This is a genomic window from Spirosoma foliorum, assembly GCF_014117325.1.
Classification (GTDB): Bacteria; Bacteroidota; Bacteroidia; order Cytophagales; family Spirosomataceae; genus Spirosoma; species Spirosoma foliorum.
This window is the reverse complement of the sequence record NZ_CP059732.1, coordinates 5,217,461-5,240,743: the sequence shown is the minus strand read 5'-3', so window position 1 is coordinate 5,240,743 and position 23,283 is coordinate 5,217,461. Positions and strand designations below refer to the sequence as shown.

Genomic DNA, 23,283 nt, shown 5'->3' with positions numbered 1-23,283 from the left:
TTTCGTCGGAAAACAGAGTCAAATTTACGTTATTTGCTCATAATTATATCGACTACAAAACGCTTGCCATACTTACTATAGTTTATGGAAAATGAATAATGTACAATGAATGACGAATAATGTATGTGTTAACCCACTATTCATCATCCATTGTACATTATTCATTTTTAACTTATACGCTCAGGATTTTAACCATTCGGAGCAAATCTTCATTAATGGGCTTCGGTAAACGAATGGTATCCCGGAAAGGGGTATAAACCAATTCATTATTAACAATGCCCGCCATTACATTTTTTTCACCATTCATCAGACCCTCCAATGCGCCAAGGCCAAGTCGGCTGGCCAGAATGCGATCGTAGGCTGTTGGGATACCACCTCGTTGAATGTGGCCTAACGTTGTCACACGCATATCTATAGCCGTTTCAACCTGCTGACGAATTTTTTCGGCAATTTCTGTGGCAATACCCGCTTCTTCGCCCTCGGCGATTACAACGATAGAAGAGGATTTTTGCCGACTCCAACCCGACTTCAGTGTTTCAACAACTTCCGAAATAGGCGTCAATACTTCAGGCACCATAACCATCTCGGCACCACCGGCAATACCCGACTGAATGGCAATGTAACCTGAGTCGCGACCCATTACCTCGATCAGAAAAATCCGGTCGTGTGAATCGGCAGTGTCCCGAATTTTATCAATCGCTTCCAGCGCGGTGTTTACCGCAGTATCGAATCCAATGGTATGGTCGGTACCGTAAAGATCATTATCAATTGTTCCGGGCGCCCCAACGGTTGGGATGCCGAATTCGTCATAAAAAAGGGTAGCTCCTGTGAAAGTCCCGTTACCACCAATGGCAACCAGCCCTTCGATGTCGAACTTTTTGAGTTGTTCAAAAGCCTTAGCACGGCCTTCGGGGGTCATAAATTCTTTACTGCGGGCCGATTTTAGGATGGTGCCTCCACGCTGTACGATGTTACTCACCGAGTGCGAAGACATCTGAAAAATATCGCCATTTATCATTCCGCTGTACCCCCGGCGGATACCGAATACTTCGATGCCATGATAGACCGCCCCCCGGACAACCGCCCGGATACAGGCGTTCATACCCGGCGCATCACCACCCGAGGTAAAAACAGCTATTCGTTTCATAGGTTAAATCAATTTTTTGTCGGAATTGCACAAAAAGGTCAGGTGGGTTTCATAATAAACCCCGCAAATTTATCCGCATTTCGCAATCTAAAGGCATTGTTCTGGTAATTATCCCATTGTTTTCCTCTAAATTTCATAAAATAGCTAAAATGGACATTTTAAGGGTTGATTAATTAGCCAAGCGTAACGGCTATCCAATCGCTTTTTGAATTGAAGAACGCAAAATAGTCATTGTTTTTCGAAGCGCTTGGCACGTAAAAGAATCTTAATATGGTTACGTACTGTTGGCAGAAATCCGAAGTGCGTTACCAGAACTTTAAATCGATCAATCAGCGACCGGCGATGCTGCTGAACAGACAACCCGCCGATGAGGTATTTGCATAAAACAAACGGTAAAAATTCGATCTTTTTTGCCGCTTTCAGGCAACGAATTTCCCAGTCTAAATCGGCACTGAGATTATTGGTCGGGTAGTCTGGCGCAATGGCTTTCCGGGCTACAAAGGCCTGATGGCATACTTTCATGCCGAGTGCCATATCCTGCCAGGTCAGGTTATGGGGTAACGTGTGTGGTGTTATCTGACTTCGTAAACCAACCGGCGATCCATCTTCTTCAACAAACAAGGCATCGCTATAATAGACATCTGCCTGAGTGGCGTTGATCCGAGTCAGGAGATTCGAAAGGGTTTGCGGGTCGTGTAATTCGTCGCCCGCATTCATGAACCAGACATACTCGCCTTTGGCCAGGTGCAACCCTTTGTTCATGGCATCGTACAACCCTTTGTCTGGCTCCGAAATCCAGGTCGTGATATGACTCTCGTAGCGTTTGATGATGTCCAGTGTTCCATCTTTCGATGCTCCGTCAATGATAATATACTCAAAATCACTGACCTGCTGAGCCAATACGCTCTGAATCGTGCGCTCCAGAAACCGCTCGGCGTTATACGTAATGGTGATTATGGAAACAGTAGGCATAGTTTAATGAATGAATTATTGAATGAGTGAATGATAGAATGAGAAAATAGCTAACGCGATATTCACTCATTCTATCATTCACTCATTCAATAATTGTCTATATAACTCAACGTGTTGGCTGGCTACCACTTCTTCCGAGAACCGGAATTCGGCCGATTGGCGAGCGTTTTGGCGTAAGGTTTCGGGATTTGGATGAGTCAGGACAAAGGCCATACCATCCGCGAGTTGCTGAGCTGAACCGATGTCGGCCAGATACCCATTTTGCCGATGGCCGATCATTTCAGGAATTCCCCCCGTTCGGAAGCCAACTACCGGCGTTCCGCAAGCCATAGCTTCGATGACGGTGTTAGGCAGATTATCTTCCAGTGAAGGCACAATCATGGCATCTGCGGCATTATAGGCGGCCACGATATCGTCTTCGCTCGTTAAGAGACCGAGATGGCGTATCGGATAAGGAAGCTCGTTGAACAAGTAGGAGCGACCTTTGCCGAACACCAGAATCTCGGGTGTTAAATCAGGATGCTGTTGATGCAGGAGTGTAAGCGCTTCGGCAAAGTAGGTAAAGCCTTTACGCGTGTCTGTTACGTTCGCACTACCGAATAAGAGTCGAGGTTTGCCTGTGTCGGGAAGGTCAAGGTGGGTATTGGCTTCGGCACGTTCAACAGGACAAAAAATGGTTTGATCGATGGCGTAGGGTATAACCGAGAATGGGAAATTTCTCAGTAACGCGCTGCGTTTCGCTTCGTCGGCCAGCCAATGGCTCGGTGGGGTAAAGTGCACCCTGGCATTCCCGAAAACGCCTTTTTTGCGTTCAAAAACAGTATAGGCTAAATCATGTTCGCCGGGCTTTTTTAGGTACGGGCATTGGTGGCAATGCGTGAGAAAATGAGTACAGCCCCGCGCGTAATGGCAGCCACCCGTAAACGCCCACTGGTCGTGTAGTGTCCAGACGATAGGCTTTCCTAACTCGAATAGCGATTGCAGGCCGTTGAGGGATAAAAAGCCAAAGTTGATCCAGTGAAGATGCAGGATATCAGCCTGTTGGATAGCAGGGTGGAAGTTGAGAGTAGCGCCAAACTTAGCAGGTGAAAACTGAAATCGTACCGAAACGTCACGCTCCTGGGGCAAAAAGTACAGTCGCTCAGCCACAAACCGACCAAAGGCTGTTTGTTCGGCCAGGAAATTATTCGCCAGATAAACAACGCCAGGCTCTGGCCGGTGCGTTTCCTGTCGGTTCGACGTACCCACGAGCATGGTACTTTCGACTGACCCAGTCCATTGCCCAATCTTCGCTAATGCCCGATGCAGCCGGTTCGCTGCTACAGCCGCCCCGCCGAACAAATGATAGGTGCTTAGGTGCGTAACTCTCAACGTCCCAGTAATTTATCGAACTTTTTGACGACTTCTGGCCAGAATCCTAACCCGAACACACGCCCCCAAATCCGCCGACGGGAATAGGCTTCCATTTCGGCAAAAATTGGATCTGAGGAAATGATTTTGGCTTTCTGGGTCAGAATCAGGGCAAAACCGTGCTGCTTTAGCGTCGTTGCGAAGACCCAACCTAAGAGCAGATTTCGTGTCGTAAGCGTAGTGCTGTCAGCAAAACGGTTCAGGTAGGTCATTTCGCCCCAAACGGCGCTGTTCTTGAGCGAGAAGAGAACGAACTTCTTTACTAATGGCTGACTGCTGAAACTGTCCAGCAAAGCGGGCGTGATTCGGGGAGAGCCTTTCGGGAGCAATTCGGCGAGCCAGTGGCTGCCTGTTTCTTCCATGAACTGCAATACCTGATACAGTTTGTCCTCGCCATCGTAGATAGACGCAATGCCCGGTTCGAACTCCGCCGTGAGCACGCGTTTAGCACGGTCGTCGCCCAGATTTCGGAACAGGCGAAGGTCGGTGCCTTGCGAATCCGTTTTGAACCAGTCAACCTGCTTGATATTCAGGCTGTCGAGTGTAGATTGCAAACTACGCGTTTTGAGTTGAACCACTTTTGTCGGTTCAAATTTGGGCGCAAATGCATACTCCTGAATCAAATCGGGCCGGGGACGCAACAGACTGGAGCAATGGGGCGAAACAGTTAAATAGAAATTTGCTGTTTCGGTATCCTCCTCCGCTGAATTTGGCCCGGTAACAATATTATTGAAGGTATACAGTTTCCGAAAATGGCTGGATTCGCTTTCGACATAGCCAAAATCGCGGTCGTCGGCATCGAAGGCGATACAGACGGCGTATTTGGCAAATGATTTCCAACGGCCATGCAACTGCCCCGAAGCCCCAATATCTACCAATACAGGCGGTTCTGACTGAAATTCAGGGCGAGAAAGGATTTTGTCGATCATAGAACTAGTTTGTGGTTCGTAGTTTGTAGTTCGAGGTTTGATGTTCGGAACGGGTGCTTATCTACGTGAACGTCAAACCACGAACGTCAAACTACAAACTCAACTTCTGTACGCAAAGATATTCAATTGCAGGTCCATGCTATCGTTGCCTTTGTAACGGTGATTGACCAACGGCGCGTGGCGGTACTGGCTTGTATTGATGTAATAGCGAAATCCACTTTTTTCCAGCACGTTCATCACCTCAGCTAATGTTTGTGGATGGTCGAGATAAGCGTGGAATTCAACGAACAGGTTTTTGACGTGGGCGAGCGCATCATGGCAATCGGTCAGGACAGCGGTTTCGGCTCCCTCGATGTCCATCTTGAGCATATCAATGTGCGTTTCCCGAAGAAGAACGTCACGCAGTCTGACAGACGGCACTAACTTTCGATCTGTTTGGGAAAAAATTGACGCCGAATCGGCCTGATCGCTACCGAACCAGATGCCTTCTTCGTTTGTCCAGACCGCTTTCGTAATTACCTCGACCCCTGTGATCTGATTTTTTCGCAGATTGTCCTGTAAGGTCGCGCTAATCTGCTCATCTGCTTCAAAGGCGACAATGCGTGCATTTGGGTAGTTCTGACGAAAATACACAACGCTCGTACCGATGTTCGTTCCGCAATCGAAAATGACGGGGTTAGAACTCGTTGTCGAGAACTTGTAAAATTCATCAACAAAAATTTCCCGATACTGCCAGACAAACGATAGCGCATCAGGTACCCGAAACTGATAGAGCCCAAACGTAACATCAACAGCCTGATTACGTGGCCGATCACCATATTGAAAAGCCAACCAGAGTAACCGCCGACCTTCAATCGAACGTACGAGTCGAGCCGCTTCAGTAAATAAAAATCGAAAAACCCACATGTTCTATAACCGAGTGATTTTGTCATGCTGACGAAGGAAGCATCTTGAGGTTTCCTAACTAGTCAGCGAGGAAGTTTTAAGATGCTTCCTTCGTCAGCATGACAAAAAATGAAATCATAAAAACCGTTTTCTCAACCCCTCTACCATTTGGTTTATATCGGATGATAGTTTGAGTCCGATAATTGCTCCTCCAAACAATAGGCTGATTAGTGTTGATCGCCAGCCAATATCCAGTACAGTTTGCCATTTAGGGGCATCGGGAGCCGGATAAGGAATCTGGATGGCTAGCCACCAGACAACAAGTCCCAACAGAATAACCACCAGATTTCGCCAGGTAAAGGGCTGCATTTTAAACGCAAAACCGACAAACAGCGTACGAGCGAGGTTATAAAGTATCGTTGCCAATGCAGCCCCAATGGCAGCCCCGTTAATACCGAAGCGTGGAATTAGGAGTAGGTTGGCGGCAATGGTAATGAAAATGAGCGCGATAAAAAACAACGTGTCGTAGGTGTAATAACGCGACGTGTTCATGATAATACCATTCACCCCAGTTGCCATGTCAATCAGTTTGCCGAGACCCAGCCAGAGAATTACATAATAACCGGCCGCATAATCGGGTGGGAGAAACCGAAAGACATTAGACAGATTAGCCGCTACGCCTACGAAAACTAAACAACCTGCAATCAATTGGTTCAGACAGCTTTTTTGATAAATCGTGGCAATGTTTTTCAGATCATTTGTTTTCCACGACTCGGCAATAAGCGTACCCGACACTTTGTATAAAGCGGTTGCCGGAATCGCAATAACGGCGGCAAAATAAGAGGCTGTGCCATAAATACCTGTGTCGCCCAGTCCTTGTTTGCTGTTTATCATCACCTTATCAATAGTCCAGACAATTTGCGTCGAGAGGGCCGATGTGAGGGTCAAACCGGCATAACGCATCATATTCCGACGCAAACTGGCATCGATTGACACAAACTTTCGGTTGAAAAACAAGGCTTCGTCCTGAGCAACGCTGATGATCATGACAATCAGCGGAATGAGAAAGGCCAGTAACCAAACGCCCAGAAACTGTGGTAGCGTGACCCATCCTAGCCAATACAAGCCACCCGCAAGCAGAATCAGGACTCGCAAAACAAACTGCTGCAATAACGTTCCGGTAACGGGGTCATAGAGCAGCCGGGCGTAGTTATCAAAGACCGTAAAATAGACGGTAAAAAGCGTTAGGGGAATGAGCAGATAATAGTATTCGACAAACAGAGCTGAGTCTTTCTGGTAGAATTCGATAACCCAGGGACGTGCCAGCCAAAGAGCCAGCACACAAATCCCAAAACCAACCAACGTAGTCAGACTTGTTATGAGCAGATAACCATTGTGTTGTCGGTCGGCGTTGCGGAAGAAGGGGAAATATCGCCCACCAGCTCCGTTCAGTCCCAGATTCGATGCCTGGGCTAATACCTGCGAGAGCGAAATCAGCAAGGTCAACAACCCTACGACTTGAGTTCCACGGAATAAGTTCGGAAACCAAATACCCTGCGTCAGAAAGCCAACGGCTACACCCGCATAGGAGTAAATAGAACTCTGAATGGTTTGCCGTTTGATGATACCCATGTAGGTGAATGATTGAATGATAGAGTGAATGAATGATTGAATATGTTTTGCGCCAGCTATTCAATCATTCATTCACTCTATCATTCAAAATTAAATCCCAAGCCAGCGCTGTGCCCGCCTGAATGTCTTGTTTGGCGGTTTTGCCGATGATGTCGTCGTAGTAACGGGTGTGTAAACCGTTGGCCGGGCGGATACTACGTACAGTGTCGGGTGAAAAAGTTTCACCCGCTTTCATATCGCGCACGACGTACAACGACCGTTTGAATTGCAGGCTCTTTTCTTCTTTGGGCGTGAGGGTGTAATTCACTTGTCCCATAGCCAGATGCGCCCGCTCAGTTTCGATAACAAGGTTTTTTAACTCGTCGGGTTCCAGCGAAAAGGCCGAATCAACACCACCATCGGCCCGGCGCAGGGTGACGTGCTTTTCCAGCACAACCGCGCCTAACGCTACGGCTGCTACAGCAGCGCCAATGCCCATAGTATGATCGGAAAGGCCAACGGGTACGTCGAACAACTCGCGCATATGCGGAATCGTATGCAGGTTGGTGCTTTCGGGGGTAGCGGGGTAGGTGCTCGTGCATTTGAGCAGAATCAAGTCCTTACAACCATTGGCACGCAGGACTTTTACGGACTCGTCAAGATCGGCAACCGACGCTACCCCGGTGCTCATAATGACCGGCTTACCTGTTTGCGCCACTTTCTTGAGCAGGATATGATCCGTGTTTTCGAAGGACGCGATCTTGTAGAGCGGTACATCCAGCGATTCCAGAAAATCAACCGCAGTCGTATCGAAGGGCGAGCTAAAGGCAATCATTCCCCGTTTCTGCGCGTGCTCGAAAATGGGCTTGTGCCATTCCCAGGGCGTATAGGCTTCGGCGTAAAGTTTGTACAGATTTTTATCGGCCCAAAGCGACTTGGCATCCCGAATGTAAAACTCTTCCGACCCACCGTTGAAGGTAATTGTGTCGGGCGTGTAGGTTTGAAGTTTGAGCGCGTGCGCACCGGCATCGGCTACGGCATCGACAATTTCCAGAGCCCTTTCGAGGGATTGATTGTGATTGCCCGACATTTCGGCGATAACAAACGGGCGGTGAGCCGGGCTAATGGTATACTGGGCAACCTGAATCGGTTGGTCTTTTCTCATAAATATAGCAAACCTTATAAGGTTCCAAAACCGCAACGGCACGCTCCGCCGTTACTGGCCCGGCTATAAGGTTTTAAGGTAAAGCAAACAGGGCCTTTGCTGGCCCGAGTTCCCAAATTTACCGCTTTCGCCCGACAATTTGAAACCAGCCCGTTCGAAAGACCGTATCGACGCCTGATTCTCAGGTTTGATATAGGCATGAATGGTAACGGCATCCCACTTTTTCCGGCAAATGGCACAAGCCTGCTCAATCAATTGGCTGGCTAATCCTTTTCCGCGTTGTCGGGCATCAACAGATAACCCAATAATAATTTCGTCGGGCATATCGGCGATGGGCGTGCGTTCGAAACGGACCTGCCCAACTGGCTGGCCTGCCTCGTTAGAAAAAATAAGCAACAACGCATTGGGATCGGCTAGTTTACGTGTAAACCAGGCCGTGTGCGTTTCCAGCGAAATAGGGTTGGACTTGAACGACTGTTGCCGGGTATCAGGATCATTGGCCCAGTCAAAATAAAGACGGGCATCGGCGGGTTGGGCGGTTCGGTAAGTAAGCATAGTCGTAGCGCGAACGTCTGACCGAATTACGCACTTAATTGTCGAAATAGCGTACGAAATCGTTCGGGAGAACGACCATCGAAAAACCGACGTTGGTTGGCGAGCGTTTCGACTGTGTTTTCGGGTGAAAACTGAAACGATTGAATCGCAAATTTTAGCAGTTGATCTAACGCCAATACGGGCTTCATACGCGTGAGCAGCGTTGGAAAGTTGACCGAAAGCGCCAGTTTCTCTTCCGATAAAAACTGTGCTAACCGAGCCTGATTATCGGCGGTGACAATGGCAATGAGTGGCCTGTTTATGGCACAGACTTCATAGCTAATCGTACTACAAGCAGTGATGGCTAGACTACATTGCTGCAGTTCACTAACCATTTGTGGAGCGCTCAGATTTTGCAGAATCGTCAGATTCGGAAGTTTATTTCGGGCATCTTCAATAGCTTGACGATTTGGATGAAACGGCCCCAGAACGATATGCACAGGTAAGGTAACATCAACCTGTTGAATGGCTTCCAGTACGGTGAGTGAGGTATTTTGTGGGTCGGCACCGCCCAGACTAACGAAGATTGGTCCAGCAGTGGGAGCTTCTCCAAAACCTTCTGGTTGTAAGAATTCAGGCCGAAGCAAGGCATAGTGTGGACCAAGACAAAACTGCGTATCTGACGAGGCATCATAATCCGTCGTAGCAACACCACCCGCATGATTGATTACGACATCGGCCACCTGATGCCCAGCTACCAAATCATCGATAAAAACCAATTTTTTGGCACGGGATTGAACGGCTTTTTGAAACGACTCATCAAACGCGTAACCGTCCAATACGACAATGTCATCTGACTGAATCTGGTCCAGAAAATCCGCCTGTTGAGTTGATAAGGGTAGGGGATTGACTGATAATCCTGCGTTTTCAATCAATGCGCTAACTTCTGACGTTGGCTCAACGATGGAAAATCGCATGGAAAATTCGCCAGTCAGCATATCCGCCAAAGCCAGACAACGCATCACGTGGCCCAGGCCAATTTGGGCGTTACCATCTGCTCGAAATAAGATTCGATTCATGGGTTAGTGTAGAAAATGGATAATGTAAAATGAGTAATGATAAATAGGTTGTCGGTTTGTGTTGACTCACATTATCCATTACTCATTTTACATTATCCATTAGTTTAAATTTAAACTCCGCTACTTGCCAATCGGTCTCATTATCAATGTCATGAGCGGCCATTTCTGAAATAACGATGCCTCCTGAATTGTCGGTTATCAGGCGATTCGTTTGCCGGAAGGCGTTTACACTGAAAAAGTAAAACTGACCTGCGTCGTGGTAAGCGGGTTCCAAATCCTGCGAACGGGTTAACGCATGTTCGGGTTGAAACCACTGCACTTTTGAATCACTTAACCGTATGGCTCGCTGAATTGGAAAACTAAATTGTTGAACCGGATAAACGGTATCGAACTGCTTTTCGGTCAGGGTCGAAAAAGCACGGCTTAGCAGTTTTGGAGTAACGAATGGGGCAGTAGGGTAGAGGCAGCAGGCATAGTCAAATCGTTTTCCTTGCTGTTCATATTGACTAAGTACCTCGCTCAGCACTTCGGCTGTTGTTGCAAAATCACCCGCTGTTTCGGTGGTTCGTAAAAATGGAATAGATGCCCCGTACTGGCGGGCGATAGCTGCAATCTCTTCATCGTCAGTCGAAACCATTACGTCGCTGAACAAACCCGATTGCAGAGCTGTATCGATAACATAGGCGATTATTGGCTTACCCAAAAACGGACGAATGTTTTTTCGGGGAATCCGCTTGCTACCGCCCCTTGCAGGAATAATAGCTAGGTTACTCATGCGATTAAAAACTCCTTTACTGATTCAATGACATACTGCTGCTCTTCGTCGGTTAATGTTGGGAACATGGGCAGGCTAAGGCAACGGGCATAATAGCGTTCGGCGTTCGGGAAATCGCCGGGTTTCCAGCCAAACTCACGGTAATAGGGCATCAAATGCACAGGAATATAATGCACCTGCGCCATGATGTTTTTGGTCCGTAAGAAATCGTACAACCCTTTCCGGTCATCCACCTGAATTACGTAAAGATGATAAGCATGATTCACGTTGGCAGGGGGAACGATGGTCGTAACATTGGTTCCGGCAAAGGCTTCGTCGTAGCGTTTGGCAATTTCCTGCCGACGAGCCAGCATGGCATCTGCGCGTTGCAACTGGCTCGCTCCCAATGCAGCTTGCATGTCGGTTAGGCGGTAATTGTAGCCCAATTCCTGCAATTCCATGTACCAGCCTCCACGCTCGGGCTCACCCGGATAAGGTTCCGTAAACTCATTGGGTTTATTGGTGATGCCGTGGGTACGGAGCCGGAGTAGGTGTTTATACAGCGCTTCGTCATTCGTCGTAATCATGCCGCCCTCACCAGCCGCAATATGCTTAACCGGGTGAAAACTGAAAATGGCTAACTCCGCCAGCGACCCATCGCCACAACGATGATTAATGCCTGCACTATCGGTAAATGAACCGCCCGGTGCATGGCAGGCATCTTCTAAAAGCCACAAACCATATTCATCGGCCAGTTGGCGAAAAGCAGCAAAATCGACCGGATAGCCCGCAAAATCGACGGGAATAATACCTGAAAAATACCCTTTAGGATGTTGTTCCAGCAAAGCCCGCACGGCATTGATGTCGAGTAGCGCCGTTTCGGGATCAACGTCGGCAAAATGAACTTCACCCCCGCAATACCGAACGCAGTTGGCCGACGCTGAGAAGGTAATGGGCGTGGTAATGACTCGTGTACCTTCTTTTACGCCAAGCGCCATGCAGCACAAGTGTAAAGCCGCTGTGCCATTAGCAATAGCTACGGCATATTGGCTGCCAATATACGTAGCGAACGCAGACTCAAATGCGACAATATGCGGTCCCTGTGTCAGGAATGGCCCGCGCAGGACTTCGGCGACAGCGGCAATATCTTCGTCCGTAATGTGTTGCCGACCGTATGGAATGGGAGACATAAGAGAAATGTATAATGAAGAATGTATAATGGAAAATGATCAGAGAAGTCGAATCACAGGTCAGTCATTATACATTCTTCATTGTTCATTATGCATTAAAATCAGGATCGACGTGTGCGCGAATCTGGTCGCGTAGTTGCTCTACGTTCAGCCAGTCGGTATTCGTGCCGGAGTTGTATTTGAAGCCCATCTCAACTTGTTTCCCGTTGAAGGCTTCCATGTAATCATCAACGCTCCAGGTGGGTGTCGAAGGGGTAATGACGTAATATTTATCCGTTTCGACTGTGTTGAGCGAGTCGGTTTCGGTGATCATTTCCTCATGCAATTTTTCGCCCGGACGGATACCCACCAGTTTTTGTTCGCAGTTGGGGCCGATGGCGGTGGCCACGTCAGTGATGCGGTACGATGGAATTTTTGGGACGAAAATCTCACCACCCCAGGCGTGTTCGAGGGCATGAAACACCATTTCAACCCCTTCTTCAAGTGAGATATTGAAGCGAGTCATGTCTGGATGGGTGATTGGGAGTACGCCATCTTTCCGTTTGTCCAGGAAGAACGGTACAACCGAGCCGCGTGAGCCAATTACGTTGCCATAGCGAACAACTGAGAACCGCAAATCGCGACTTCCTTTCATGTTGTTGGCGGCAACAAATAATTTATCCGAGCAGAGTTTGGTTGCTCCATAGAGGTTGATCGGAGCCGCGGCTTTATCGGTCGAAAGGGCCACTACGCGCTTAACGCCATTGTCTAGCGCTGCGTTAATGACGTTTTCTGCACCAAAGACGTTGGTTTTGATGCACTCCATTGGGTTATACTCGGCTGCCGGAACTTGTTTGAGGGCGGCTGCATGTACAATGATGTCGATGCCTTCACAAGCTCGCTTGAGCCGATCGCCGTCGCGCACATCACCAATGAAAAACCGGATGGACTTGTATTTCGATTGTGGATAATATTGCGCCATTTCGAACTGCTTTAGCTCGTCGCGCGAGTAAATGACGACACGTTTAACATTCGGGTGGCGTTGATAAACCATCTCGACAAATTTTTTGCCGAAAGAGCCTGTGCCGCCCGTAATCAAAATGGACTTATTCGTTAAATCAAGCATTGTTATAAATACCAAGTTGGCCCAGGGCCGTGTAAAAAACTGTCTATTTTGAGCTTTCTTTTTCCCGAACGGAGTTCAATAAAGCACCAAGTTTAGTAACTATCTGCGGATTTTGTCCGGCCAGATTTTTTGTTTCACCCAGATCAGCTTTCAGATCGTACAGTTGGGGCTGAGGAGTGTAACCTGTTTCAATGCTAACCTCCCGCATAAACGCCTGACCATTGCTGGGTTCAATATATTTCCAGTTATTCTGTAACAACGAAAGTGTGCCGTTGAGCGCATGTTCAATGACATATTCCCGGCTTTTTTTCGACTTTCCGAGAAACGTATCGATCATGTTGAAACTATCTCGTGCCTCCGCTTTGTCCAGCGACTGGCCCGTTAATGCCGCAAATGACGCCAACAGATCAACCTGACTAACCAGCGCATCGGACGTGCCGGGCTTTACCTTACCCGGCCAACGTACAATAAATGGAACTCGGGTTCCTGCATCAAACGCACTGTATTTCCCTCCGCGAAGTGGGCCTGCGGGTTTATGCCCGTTTAGTTTGGTAACGGCCTCATCCTGATAGCCATCGTCGACTACGGGGCCATTGTCGCTGCTAATGATGACAATCGTTTTGTTTGTTAGGCCAAGTCGATCTAGTGTTTTGGTGACTTCGCCCACGCACCAGTCCAATTGGAGAATAGCATCTCCGCGAGGGCCCATGCCACTTTTACCTTCAAAACGGGAATTTGGTAAGCGGGGAACATGAATATCGTGAGTCGAGAAATAAACGAAGAAAGGGTTGTTTTTGCTGGCTTCAATAAACTGATTGACTTTGCCCGTCAGTACATCCGCCATCTCTTCATCGACCCACCGTGCCGATTTCCCTCCGCTCATGTAGCCAATTCGACTAACGCCATTCACAATGGTTTGATCGTGCCCATGCGAGTACTTCATTTTGAGCAACTCTGGATGATTTTTACCCGTTGGATCATTCCCAATGGGTTCTTTATAGCTGACCTGAATTGGGTCGGTGGGGTCTAAACCAACGATGCGATGTTTTTCGACATATACACACGGAACACGGTCGCCGGTAGCGGGTAGGAGAAAGGAATAAGTAAAGCCAATTTCGAGCGGACCGGGTTTGATGTCGGCGTTCCAGTCTGGGCCGCCTTTAGGTCCTAAACCCAAATGCCATTTGCCTACTACGCCCGTTTTATAGCCCGCTTTCTGGAGAACACCGGGTAGCGTAATATGGTCGGTAGGAATCAGGAGCGCTGCATCGCCGGGAGCAATACCCGTTCCGGTTTTTCGCCAGGCGTAAGTGCCTGTCAGGAGCGAAAAGCGGGAAGGCGTGCAGGTCGATGAGGAAGCGTGGGCATTGGTGAATTGTAATCCCTCTTTGGCAATTCGGTCAATGTTTGGGGTCCGGATTTTGGTTGCGCCATTACAACTAATATCGCCGTAGCCCAGGTCATCTGCATAAATCAGAACAATATTTGGCTTTTGTTGTGCGAATGTAGCTGCTTCGCCGACTAGCCAACTACCAAGAATCAGGAGAAGAAACTTTGCTTGCATGGGGTTTAGCTAGTACGCATTGATTGGTTAACTGGCTGATTGATCGATTCCCGTTCAAACGCATCGATGTAGCTTTTGGCGCTGGCATTAACAATGCGGACACCCCGATAATCGGCATAATCACGCAGAACTTCGTAGCCCCGAAACACTTTGTGGAATGATAAAAACTGCGAGGCCATTGAAAAGGTACGTTGCCGATGCACGTCGGAATAAACCGGCTGATGCGATACATCTTTGGGCTTGTCGTAAAAATGGATTTGCTTGATTAAGAAGCTGATTTTGGTCATTAAGGCGAATTTCTTCGTGCCAGGAAGTATCGGCGCCAAAGAGATAGATTGTTTCGAATTTTCGGTTGATCATTAGCGCCAGCGCGGCAATAATAACGGTTTGTGCCTGTGGCATGCCCAAACCTTTGGCGTATAGCCAATAAACCAGCCATTGGAATCCCCGAACAACGGTATAGTTGAAATAAACGACTTTGATAAGCGGATTTCCCTGTTCAATCTTGCCAAGCAAATAGGAGCCTTTGGCAAAGTGCGGGACATACAATGTCATGGGCCAATCGACAGTATCCAGAAAAATCGATAACGTCCGGCGGATATCGTCCCGGTCAGTGGTTTGCTCGGTGAAAACGAAATAGTTAGGATCCGAAATGACGTAATCCTGCGGACGTAATCGCGGAAAAATATCGGCGTGGGCAAAGTTATTCACACAGACAATTTCGGTCTGGCGAATAAAATCGAACTGATCACTCAGCGATTCTTTTAACGACGGGCCGTTGCCCAAAACAGAACAAACAGGAAGTTGCCGGGCGGGCAAACGAGTGGCATGCCGTCCACGAATCGCTACTTTCACGAGCGATATCAGCGATGCAAACAACTCACTCAGGAATTGACTAACCGAATTAAAACCAGCTTCAATCATGCTGTCGGCTCCAGACAGGTAGCCTTTTTTTCTACAAAATAACGAAGAAAATAGCAGACCGGGAGAAGGGTAGTCTGGATGAGATTAGGACAAGTTCTTTTTTCGACAGGATTAACAGGGTTTCCAGGATTTAAAAAGTTATTACAAATCCTGGAAATCCTGTTAATCCTGTCGAAAACTAGAGCTGTTTCTCAAAAATAAGTTTGGGCGATTCCTGAGCGCCAAGATTACGTTTGAAACGTAGTAAGCTCGGTTTCTGCTGGCGTTTTTCATCAAGCGATACCCCCAAATCGAGCAGTCTGATTTGTTGTTGCTGGCAATACGTAAATAATCCATCGATTAGCATAACCATCGGGCTAAATGCCTGATAATGAAGGTGTGATGCGGGCAGGAAATTGTACAGTATATCCTGGCGAACACGCACAGCTACGGTTAAGGCAGTAAGATCAGTTCTATCTTTTACGACAAAAACCGCGAACTGCTTTGGGAAGCCCTGAACTAATTTTAGCAGCCGATCGGGCGGTAGCGTGAGTGAATAGTCTTTCTGCGCATGGGTTTCCTGCAAAAAGTCGAGCACTTCGTGGAGATTCGGTTCCTTCCAATGCATAAACTGAAAACCTGCTTCCAGGCATTTGCGTAATCGTCGACGCTCAGCGGGAACAATGGTGCGATCAAACGGAATATCGGCAATTGCTAAAAAGGATGTTGGGTTTATTTCTCGAAGATAGAAGCCATGTTCAATCAGGCGATTCGTTAGCAAGCACGCTTGTTCTGGCGCATAGCAATTGGGATAATTGACTAACCGTACTATAGCAACATCGACCGAGCGTGCTACATTAATAAGTGTGCTCAAAAACATATCCAGAACAAATTTGGGTAATGTTTTAGTGAATTCAACAGAGCCAAATGGAGCAGCTGCAGGACTCAACGCGTTGTTGGCCTGAATAAAAAACGCACAACGGGCCTCGGCTCGCTGAGTAGACAGATTTAAGGCCGAAACCAAATAGAATGGGCCATCATTCTGTTGCTGGAGATGAGCGATTTCGTTGAATAGAAAACCATCCCGATGGAATAAAGGAACATCGAACGGATGTGGATTCCGTTGAACCAGAATACGATACATGGCATGCTGTTAGGTGCGTCGGCCATGTGACGATCCTAGCGTGCCGAAAGTAACTGTACTTTTCCTTCTAATTCATAAAATCATGTGTGGGTAAATACACACTGAAGGTCGCTCCTTTGCCCGCCTGACTCTGTGCCATAATGTAGCCCCGATGATTTTCGACAATCTTTTTCGCAATGGCCAACCCAATACCGGTGCCTGGATATTTATCAGGGCCATGCAACCGCTGGAATGTACCAAATATACGTTCTGCCTGATGGGGATCGAAACCAATGCCGTTGTCGGTAACCTCAATGAGACAATACTCTAGGTCGGGCGATAGCGGGATGAAGGTGGAAGGAAGTTCTGAGCTACCTACTCGTCTGCTTTCTATACGTATATGCGGAATCGTGCCTGGGTTTATAAACTTAATTGCATTGGAGAGCAGGTTCTGAAACAGTTGTACAAGCTGCCGGGAGTCGCCGGGTATAGTATCCAGTTCGCCTACCTGCACAAGCGCACCCGTATCCTGAATGCCAATTTCCAGTTCGTTCAATACCGTCTCTACAAGTTCGTCTAAGGGTTGAGGACGCCAGCTATCAGGGCGTAGGGTCAATCGGGAGTAGTCGAGTAAATCTTTGATAAGCATTGACATGCGCCGGGCGGCTATCACCATTCGGTTCACAATGTCGGCTCCTTCCTCATCTAACTTTGGCGCATAGGTTGTCTGAAGCCGGTCGCCAAATGCTTGGATTTTGCGCAACGGTTCCTGTAAATCGTGCGAAGCCACGTAGCTGAATGAAGCTAGTTCGGCATTTCGGTTGACCAGCTCCTGGTTTTTTTCCGTCAGTTCCCGGTTGATTTCTTTAAGCTCTGTTTCATAATGAAACCGCTCAAGCTCAAATTCAGCTCGTTTGGCTACAATTTTTAAAAGCGACGAAATATACTCCGGTTCATCGATAGCCGATTGGTGCATGGCGACGATGATGCCAAAGGCACGTCCTTTTGCGTCGTACAAGGGGTAACCGATGTATCCTTCTACATTGAATTGAACCAGGGTCTGATTTTTCGGAAAAAGTCGACGGCACTGGCTAGGATAGGTAGAGAGTTTACCCTGAATAACCTGTTCGCAGGGGCCATCGGGCAGGTCGTATTGAATATTGCCAACCGTCTGGCCATTGGCCGTGAGCGCGTACGTACGGATGGCAAATGCGCCTGGCGATGGTTCGATTAACTCGCCCAGAAATACATAATCCAGCTTAGTTTGCTCAGTAATATAGTTGACCAGCGAGTGAAAAAACTCATCACCAACTTTATAGGTAGCAAATCGATCGGAAAATTCCAGCAGAAACCGCTGGTCAACTCCTTGCTGGTTTAGCTGAGATTTTAATTGACGGTTTTCAAGAGTCAGAGCGTCGATCCGCTGCTGTAAATGAGCAGTTGGCAGTACGTCCATGTTACGGTAGTTAATGACTACTTCTTGGTTCAGAGAAGTCGGCTATTCCTTATGCCGAAGCGATAAGCAAAAGATTAACCAAATTTAACGTACTCATTAAAAAACCTACCGCATGTCTGATTTATTTTTTTAAACGGCCAAGCAGTAACACCGTGTAAACCTTTTTTGAGTTTAGCGACTGCTTGGCCGCAATACTGTGTAGCTAAGTTGATGAACGTTGGGCTAGGAGAGAGACTTCCGTTTGCCCAATTGTGAGTAGACTAATTGAATAATGCCATCTTTCAGTCCCAAATCAGGCACAATAATTTTGTTGGCCCCTGCCCACTTCATAACCGAAATATAGATGTCGGCAGCGGGCACAATCACATCAGCTCGGTCGGCATTCAGTCGGAGCTTATTAACCCGATCTTCCAGCCCAAAGCCGGCTATATAATCGCGAATTCGTTCGATTTCGGAACGTGTCGTTTCCAGTTCCGAGGTTTTGGAGGCCAGATTAAATAGCTTACTAATGTTGCCACCTGTACCAACGGCCGTAATCTCGCGTGTTCCATCAACATTATCCTCCACCCAATCTTCAATCTTACGCCAGGCTCCTTTCGTCTCCTTGCCTTCCAGCAATCGAACAGAGCCAATCTTAAAGGATTTGGAGTTTATTTTTTGACGATTCTCATACACGTTTAACTCTGTACTCCCTCCGCCAACATCAATGTGTAAATACTGACGATCGTCCAGCGCTTGCACTACTACATTATTAATGAGCTCAGCTTCTTTGCTACCGTCAATAATATGGATCTTGATCCCCGTTTGGGCTTCAATCCGCTTGGCAACCTCATGCCCATTTTCAGATTCACGCATGGCCGAGGTAGCACAGGCCATATAATCCTCTACCTCATGCAACTCCATGAGCAGTTTGTAGGCCTGCATAAGTTTCATGGTTCGGGCTTCACTTTCAGAGGTCAGGGCGCCGTAATTAAACACATCGTGGCCTAGGCGAAGCGGGAAGCGGACATACTCAACCCGTTTAAAACTAACCAGGTCGTCGTTGTGTAGTATCGTTGAGATTTGCAGACGGGCTGCGTTGGAACCGATATCAATGGCTGCCAGTTTCATAGAGTCAAAAGAGTGAAAGAGTGAAAGACTGAAAGAATAAAAGGCTGACGCACGTCATTTTCGCTCTTTCACTCTTTCAGTCTTTCACTCCTTAATAAAGGCCAAAGATACTCTTTTTGACGCCAGACACTCTACTTTTTCGCCACCTTTTGCCTGTCCATACGCTAAGTCACCTAAGCCGAAAATGCTGTCAGCTCTGCCTCATTAGTCCTATTGACAGCAAAAATTGGTGTTGGTTAAATCTCCAGCGCCCTTAAAATCAGCAGAATCAATAGCCAAAAATAGACTGCAGAATATACCAGCATAGCCTATTTTTGGTTACTTTTGCATTAGCTTATCCAGAAAGACGGAGGGAACGGACCCGATGATGTCTTGGCAACCAGCCAACTCCAGGAGATGGTGCCAATTTCCTCCCGCTACGAAGCGGGATAGATAAGATTAGCTTCCTGCTACCTGTCTTTCTGTTGGTAAGTCTTTTTACTAGTTTGGATTTTTTTAAGGGCGCTCCTTGTTGGTAGCTCTAAGAATAATGCCTTGTATAACTTGCCAGTGAAAACGATACACGAACTCCTGCACGAACGCATCCTTGTCCTCGATGGCGCGATGGGTACCATGATTCAACGGTATAACCTGACCGACGCGGATTATCGGGGAGACCGATTCAAGGATTGGCCACACGATCTTAAGGGTAACAATGATTTGCTGTCATTGACAAAGCCGGATATAATTCAGGCAATTCATAAACAATATTTAGAGGCTGGTGCCGATATTATTGAAACCAATACCTTCAGCGCCACAACCATTGCCATGGCCGATTACCATATGGAGGAGTTGGCTTATGAACTCAACTACGAATCGGCCCGGATTGCGAAAGAGGTTGCTGTTGAGATCACAAAACAAAATCCAGATAAGCCGCGCTTTGTTGCCGGTGCTATGGGACCGACTAACCGTACCGCTTCACTCTCGCCCGACGTCAACAATCCGGCTTACCGGGCCATCACGTTCGATGAACTGGTTAATGCCTATTATGAGCAGGTGAGTGGCTTGGTGGATGGCGGTTCTGATTTACTGCTGGTTGAAACGATCTTCGATACGCTCAATGCGAAAGCAGCGATGTTCGCTATCGATAAGTATTTCAATCTGAATCCACAGAAAACAGTTCTGCCGATCATGATTTCGGGCACCATTACGGATGCCAGTGGACGAACTCTGTCGGGGCAAACAACCGAGGCATTTTTGTATTCGGTTTCGCACTTACCGCTGTTGAGTGTGGGGCTGAACTGTGCATTGGGAGCAGCCCTCATGCGCCCGTATATTCAAACGCTGGCCAAAGAAGCCCCATTCTTCACATCGGCCTATCCGAATGCAGGCTTGCCAAACGAGTTTGGTGAGTACGATGAAACGCCGGAGATGATGGCGTTACAAATTGAAGATTTTATCAAGAGTAACTTTGTCAATATTGTTGGCGGATGCTGCGGCTCTACCCCCGATCATATTCAGGCTATTGCCGATGTAGCTGCTAAATATCCCCCTCGTCAACTACCAGATGCTGAGCCTTATCAGAAGCTGAGCGGACTGGAACCTCTGAAAATAACAGAGCAAACGAACTTCCTGAACGTTGGTGAACGGACAAACGTAACGGGATCGAAGAAATTTGCCCGACTCATTAAAGAAGGGAATTACGATGAAGCACTGAGTATTGCCCGTGGGCAGGTTGAAGGTGGGGCTCAGGTGATCGACATCAACATGGATGAAGGTATGTTAGATTCGGTAGAGGCCATGAAAACCTTTCTGAATCTGATTGCCGCTGAGCCTGATATTGCCCGCGTTCCTATTATGGTCGATTCCTCTAAGTGGGAAGTCATTGAAGAGGGCCTAAAATGCGTACAGGGCAAAGCTATTGTCAACTCGATCTCGCTTAAAGAAGGCGAAGAAGCCTTTATTGAGCGGGCCCAGTTAGTGAAACGGTATGGCGCAGCTGCGGTTGTGATGGCGTTTGACGAAACGGGTCAGGCTGATTCGTATGAACGACGCATTCAGATTTGCGAACGAGCTTACCGAATTCTGGTCGATAAAGTTAATTTCGCTCCTCAGGATATTATTTTTGATCCCAATATTCTGACCGTTGCGACGGGTATTGAAGAGCATAATAATTACGCTGTTGACTTCATTAACGCTACCCGTTGGATCAAGCAAAACCTGCCGTTGGCCAAAGTGAGCGGAGGGGTGTCGAATATTTCGTTTAGCTTCCGGGGTAACGAAGTTGTCCGGGAAGCGATGCACTCAGCGTTTTTGTATCACGCCATCCGGGCTGGTATGGACATGGGTATTGTGAACGCGGGTCAGCTTGAAGTTTACGACAGCATTCCAAAAGATTTGCTGGAGCGTTGCGAAGATGTGTTACTGAATCGCCGTGACGATGCTACCGAGCGTCTGGTCGATTTTGCCGAAACGGTAAAAGCCAAAGGGAAAGCAGTTGTTCAGGACGAAAGCTGGCGTTTAGAACCTGTTCGGGAGCGGCTTAAGCACGCGCTTATCAAAGGAATTACCGACTATATTGACCAGGACGTTGAAGAAATTCGGCTTCAGGTGGAGCGCCCCTTACACGTTATCGAAGGTCCCTTGATGGATGGGATGAACGTTGTAGGCGATTTGTTCGGTGCCGGAAAAATGTTTTTACCGCAGGTTGTAAAATCGGCGCGGGTCATGAAAAAAGCGGTGGCTTATCTGACGCCGTTTATCGAAGCTGAGAAATCAGGTACAGGCTCTTCATCGGCAGGGAAAATCCTGCTGGCAACTGTCAAGGGCGATGTGCATGATATTGGCAAAAACATCGTTGGTGTTGTTTTGGGCTGTAACAACTACGAGATAATTGATCTCGGTGTGATGGTGCCAACCCAGAAAATCCTGGACGCTGCCCGTGAGCATAACGTAGATATTATTGGTCTGAGTGGCCTGATTACCCCATCGCTTGATGAAATGGTTGGGGTTGCCAAAGAAATGCAGCGTCAGGGCTTTACCCTGCCGTTACTTATTGGTGGAGCAACCACTTCCCGTATGCACACGGCGGTTAAGATTGATCCGCATTATACGGGTCCAGTTGTTCATGTGCTGGATGCTAGCCGAAGTGTTCCAGTTGCCGGGCGATTGGTGAGCGAAACAGAGGGTACACGGGATCAAATCTTTACCGAAATTAAAGCTGAATACGTCAAGCTTCGGGACGACCATGCCAAACGGCAAAAAGAAAAGGCTAGCCTGACGATTTCAAAGGCGCGTGAAAATCGCACAAAAATCGACTGGAGTGCTTTCAGCCCAACGAAACCGACTTTTCTGGGAAATCGCTACTTTGAGGATTATGATATTGCCGAATTAGCCGATTATATCGACTGGACGCCCTTTTTCCAAACCTGGCAATTGCACGGAAAATACCCGGCCATTTTTGATGATGCGGTCGTTGGTGTGGAAGCGAAGAAGTTATTCAACGATGCGAAGCAGCTTCTGCAGGAAATCATTGATAACAAACTGTTGAAAGCGAAAGCTGTTGTTGGATTCTTCCCGGCTAATTCGGCCGACGATGATGTGTTGTTACACGATTTTGAAGAACACGTTCGGGATATCCCCTGCGAACGGCACGGTTCTCATCAGCACATCGAGTACAAAATCAGCAAGGCGCAGTCGCAAACGGCAGTTAGCCCGGCGGGCGAGTTGATTTACGACACCAAAACCGTGTTGCACTTCCTGCGTCAACAGAATCAGAAAGCGCCCGGATTGCCAAACTTCTGTTTGTCGGATTTTATTGCTCCGTTGGAAAGCGGACGGGAAGATTACATAGGTGGGTTTGCCGTAACAGCCGGTATTGGTATCGAAACCTTGCTGGAAAAATACGACCGCGAGCATGATGATTACAACAGCATCATGGTGAAAGCTCTGGCCGACCGTTTGGCCGAAGCCTTTGCTGAGCGGATGCACGAGCGGGTTCGGAAGGAGTTCTGGCCGTATGCTGCCAACGAAACGCTGACCAACGACCAGCTAATTAAGGAAGCGTATCAGGGTATTCGGCCTGCACCAGGTTATCCGGCCTGCCCCGATCATACCGAAAAAGGCACTCTGTTTAACCTCCTGGATGCCAATAAGATTGGTATTGAACTCACAGAAAGCTATGCAATGTATCCGGCTTCGTCGGTAAGTGGGTTTTACTTCTCGAATCCCGAGTCGAAATACTTCGCGTTGGGCAAGATCAACAAAGATCAGATTTTAGACTATGCTCATCGGAAAGATATGCCGGTGGAGGAAATTGAAAAATGGCTGAGCCCCGTATTGAGTTATGATGCGTAGGTTTTAAGTCA

The 23,283-nt window shown here is 47.8% G+C and carries 19 protein-coding genes and 1 riboswitch; of the genes, 1 reads left to right on the top strand and 18 read right to left on the bottom strand.

The window, feature by feature from the left end; genetic code table 11:
• Positions 1 to 172 precede the first annotated feature (172 nt).
• From pfkA to H3H32_RS22185, 18 genes are all read right to left on the bottom strand, one after another.
• Positions 173 to 1,147: a 6-phosphofructokinase gene (gene pfkA, locus H3H32_RS22265; RefSeq protein ID WP_182457819.1), complete on the bottom strand. Its 975-nt coding sequence runs from the start codon at positions 1,145 to 1,147 to the stop codon at positions 173 to 175.
• Positions 1,148 to 1,375: 228 nt separating this feature from the next.
• Entirely contained in the window at positions 1,376 to 2,119 is a 744-nt protein-coding gene (locus tag H3H32_RS22260) for a glycosyltransferase family 2 protein (RefSeq protein ID WP_182457818.1), read from the bottom strand.
• Between the two features lie 78 nt (positions 2,120 to 2,197).
• Complete coding sequence (locus H3H32_RS22255) at positions 2,198 to 3,490, bottom strand: glycosyltransferase family 4 protein (RefSeq protein WP_182457817.1); 1,293 nt, start codon at positions 3,488 to 3,490, stop codon at positions 2,198 to 2,200.
• The gene (locus tag H3H32_RS22250; protein ID WP_182457816.1) at positions 3,487 to 4,458 is read right to left on the bottom strand and encodes a hypothetical protein; all 972 of its coding nucleotides are present in this window, start codon (positions 4,456 to 4,458) and stop codon (positions 3,487 to 3,489) included. The genes H3H32_RS22255 and H3H32_RS22250 overlap by 4 nt, the downstream gene beginning before the upstream one ends.
• Positions 4,459 to 4,557: 99 nt before the next feature.
• The gene (locus tag H3H32_RS22245; RefSeq protein WP_182457815.1) at positions 4,558 to 5,364 is read right to left on the bottom strand and encodes an FkbM family methyltransferase; all 807 of its coding nucleotides are present in this window, start codon (positions 5,362 to 5,364) and stop codon (positions 4,558 to 4,560) included.
• 114 nt (positions 5,365 to 5,478) lie between these two features.
• Complete coding sequence (locus H3H32_RS22240) at positions 5,479 to 6,975, bottom strand: lipopolysaccharide biosynthesis protein (protein WP_182457814.1); 1,497 nt, start codon at positions 6,973 to 6,975, stop codon at positions 5,479 to 5,481.
• Positions 6,976 to 7,039: 64 nt separating this feature from the next.
• Complete coding sequence (gene pseI, locus H3H32_RS22235) at positions 7,040 to 8,119, bottom strand: pseudaminic acid synthase (protein ID WP_182457813.1); 1,080 nt, start codon at positions 8,117 to 8,119, stop codon at positions 7,040 to 7,042.
• Positions 8,120 to 8,182: 63 nt separating this feature from the next.
• Positions 8,183 to 8,674 (bottom strand): GNAT family N-acetyltransferase, encoded by a 492-nt coding sequence (locus tag H3H32_RS22230; RefSeq protein ID WP_182457812.1) that lies wholly within the window; start codon positions 8,672 to 8,674, stop codon positions 8,183 to 8,185.
• A gap of 26 nt (positions 8,675 to 8,700) precedes the next feature.
• Positions 8,701 to 9,732, bottom strand: coding sequence for a UDP-2,4-diacetamido-2,4,6-trideoxy-beta-L-altropyranose hydrolase (pseG, locus tag H3H32_RS22225; protein WP_182457811.1), 1,032 nt, complete (start codon positions 9,730 to 9,732; stop codon positions 8,701 to 8,703).
• A gap of 82 nt (positions 9,733 to 9,814) precedes the next feature.
• Complete coding sequence (gene pseF / locus H3H32_RS22220; RefSeq protein ID WP_182457810.1) at positions 9,815 to 10,507, bottom strand: pseudaminic acid cytidylyltransferase; 693 nt, start codon at positions 10,505 to 10,507, stop codon at positions 9,815 to 9,817.
• On the bottom strand, positions 10,504 to 11,676 hold the full coding sequence (gene pseC, locus H3H32_RS22215; RefSeq protein WP_182457809.1) for a UDP-4-amino-4,6-dideoxy-N-acetyl-beta-L-altrosamine transaminase: 1,173 nt from the start codon (positions 11,674 to 11,676) through the stop codon (positions 10,504 to 10,506). The genes pseF and pseC overlap by 4 nt, the downstream gene beginning before the upstream one ends.
• Positions 11,677 to 11,764: 88 nt before the next feature.
• Positions 11,765 to 12,781: a UDP-N-acetylglucosamine 4,6-dehydratase (inverting) gene (gene pseB, locus H3H32_RS22210; RefSeq protein ID WP_182457808.1), complete on the bottom strand. Its 1,017-nt coding sequence runs from the start codon at positions 12,779 to 12,781 to the stop codon at positions 11,765 to 11,767.
• Between the two features lie 43 nt (positions 12,782 to 12,824).
• A complete protein-coding gene (locus H3H32_RS22205; RefSeq protein WP_182457807.1) occupies positions 12,825 to 14,345 on the bottom strand; it encodes a sulfatase family protein in 1,521 nt (506 codons plus the stop codon).
• Between the two features lie 5 nt (positions 14,346 to 14,350).
• A complete protein-coding gene (locus tag H3H32_RS37580) occupies positions 14,351 to 14,494 on the bottom strand; it encodes a hypothetical protein (protein WP_240543454.1) in 144 nt (47 codons plus the stop codon).
• Positions 14,466 to 15,269 (bottom strand): hypothetical protein, encoded by an 804-nt coding sequence (locus tag H3H32_RS22200; protein WP_240543453.1) that lies wholly within the window; start codon positions 15,267 to 15,269, stop codon positions 14,466 to 14,468. Before H3H32_RS22200 ends, H3H32_RS37580 begins: the two co-directional genes overlap by 29 nt.
• A gap of 178 nt (positions 15,270 to 15,447) precedes the next feature.
• Positions 15,448 to 16,392: a GNAT family N-acetyltransferase gene (locus H3H32_RS22195; protein ID WP_182457806.1), complete on the bottom strand. Its 945-nt coding sequence runs from the start codon at positions 16,390 to 16,392 to the stop codon at positions 15,448 to 15,450.
• 67 nt (positions 16,393 to 16,459) lie between these two features.
• Positions 16,460 to 17,827 (bottom strand): sensor histidine kinase, encoded by a 1,368-nt coding sequence (locus H3H32_RS22190; protein ID WP_182457805.1) that lies wholly within the window; start codon positions 17,825 to 17,827, stop codon positions 16,460 to 16,462.
• A 222-nt stretch (positions 17,828 to 18,049) separates the two neighbouring features.
• A complete protein-coding gene (locus tag H3H32_RS22185; RefSeq protein ID WP_182457804.1) occupies positions 18,050 to 18,937 on the bottom strand; it encodes a Ppx/GppA phosphatase family protein in 888 nt (295 codons plus the stop codon).
• A 331-nt stretch (positions 18,938 to 19,268) separates the two neighbouring features.
• Positions 19,269 to 19,376: riboswitch (SAM riboswitch) on the top strand.
• 110 nt (positions 19,377 to 19,486) lie between these two features.
• Between H3H32_RS22185 and metH the strand changes: the two genes are divergently transcribed.
• The gene (metH, locus tag H3H32_RS22180; RefSeq protein ID WP_182457803.1) at positions 19,487 to 23,272 is read left to right on the top strand and encodes a methionine synthase; all 3,786 of its coding nucleotides are present in this window, start codon (positions 19,487 to 19,489) and stop codon (positions 23,270 to 23,272) included.
• Positions 23,273 to 23,283: the final 11 nt, after the last annotated feature.

Excerpts from the sequence above, each read along its gene's own strand:
- pseB (WP_182457808.1), bottom strand. The coding sequence starts at position 12,781 with ATGCTTGATTTAACGAATAAGTCCATTTTGATTACGGGCGGCACAGGC.
- pseF (WP_182457810.1), bottom strand. The coding sequence starts at position 10,507 with ATGAGTAACCTAGCTATTATTCCTGCAAGGGGCGGTAGCAAGCGGATT.
- H3H32_RS22190 (WP_182457805.1), bottom strand. The coding sequence starts at position 17,827 with ATGGACGTACTGCCAACTGCTCATTTACAGCAGCGGATCGACGCTCTG.
- pseG (WP_182457811.1), bottom strand. The coding sequence starts at position 9,732 with ATGAATCGAATCTTATTTCGAGCAGATGGTAACGCCCAAATTGGCCTG.
- H3H32_RS22205 (WP_182457807.1), bottom strand. The coding sequence starts at position 14,345 with ATGCAAGCAAAGTTTCTTCTCCTGATTCTTGGTAGTTGGCTAGTCGGC.
- H3H32_RS22245 (WP_182457815.1), bottom strand. The coding sequence starts at position 5,364 with ATGTGGGTTTTTCGATTTTTATTTACTGAAGCGGCTCGACTCGTACGT.
- H3H32_RS22240 (WP_182457814.1), bottom strand. The coding sequence starts at position 6,975 with ATGGGTATCATCAAACGGCAAACCATTCAGAGTTCTATTTACTCCTAT.
- H3H32_RS22195 (WP_182457806.1), bottom strand. The coding sequence starts at position 16,392 with ATGTATCGTATTCTGGTTCAACGGAATCCACATCCGTTCGATGTTCCT.
- H3H32_RS22185 (WP_182457804.1), bottom strand. The coding sequence starts at position 18,937 with ATGAAACTGGCAGCCATTGATATCGGTTCCAACGCAGCCCGTCTGCAA.
- H3H32_RS22250 (WP_182457816.1), bottom strand. The coding sequence starts at position 4,458 with ATGATCGACAAAATCCTTTCTCGCCCTGAATTTCAGTCAGAACCGCCT.
- pfkA (WP_182457819.1), bottom strand. The coding sequence starts at position 1,147 with ATGAAACGAATAGCTGTTTTTACCTCGGGTGGTGATGCGCCGGGTATG.
- H3H32_RS22260 (WP_182457818.1), bottom strand. The coding sequence starts at position 2,119 with ATGCCTACTGTTTCCATAATCACCATTACGTATAACGCCGAGCGGTTT.
- H3H32_RS22230 (WP_182457812.1), bottom strand. The coding sequence starts at position 8,674 with ATGCTTACTTACCGAACCGCCCAACCCGCCGATGCCCGTCTTTATTTT.
- H3H32_RS22200 (WP_240543453.1), bottom strand. The coding sequence starts at position 15,269 with ATGATTGAAGCTGGTTTTAATTCGGTTAGTCAATTCCTGAGTGAGTTG.
- pseC (WP_182457809.1), bottom strand. The coding sequence starts at position 11,676 with ATGTCTCCCATTCCATACGGTCGGCAACACATTACGGACGAAGATATT.
- pseI (WP_182457813.1), bottom strand. The coding sequence starts at position 8,119 with ATGAGAAAAGACCAACCGATTCAGGTTGCCCAGTATACCATTAGCCCG.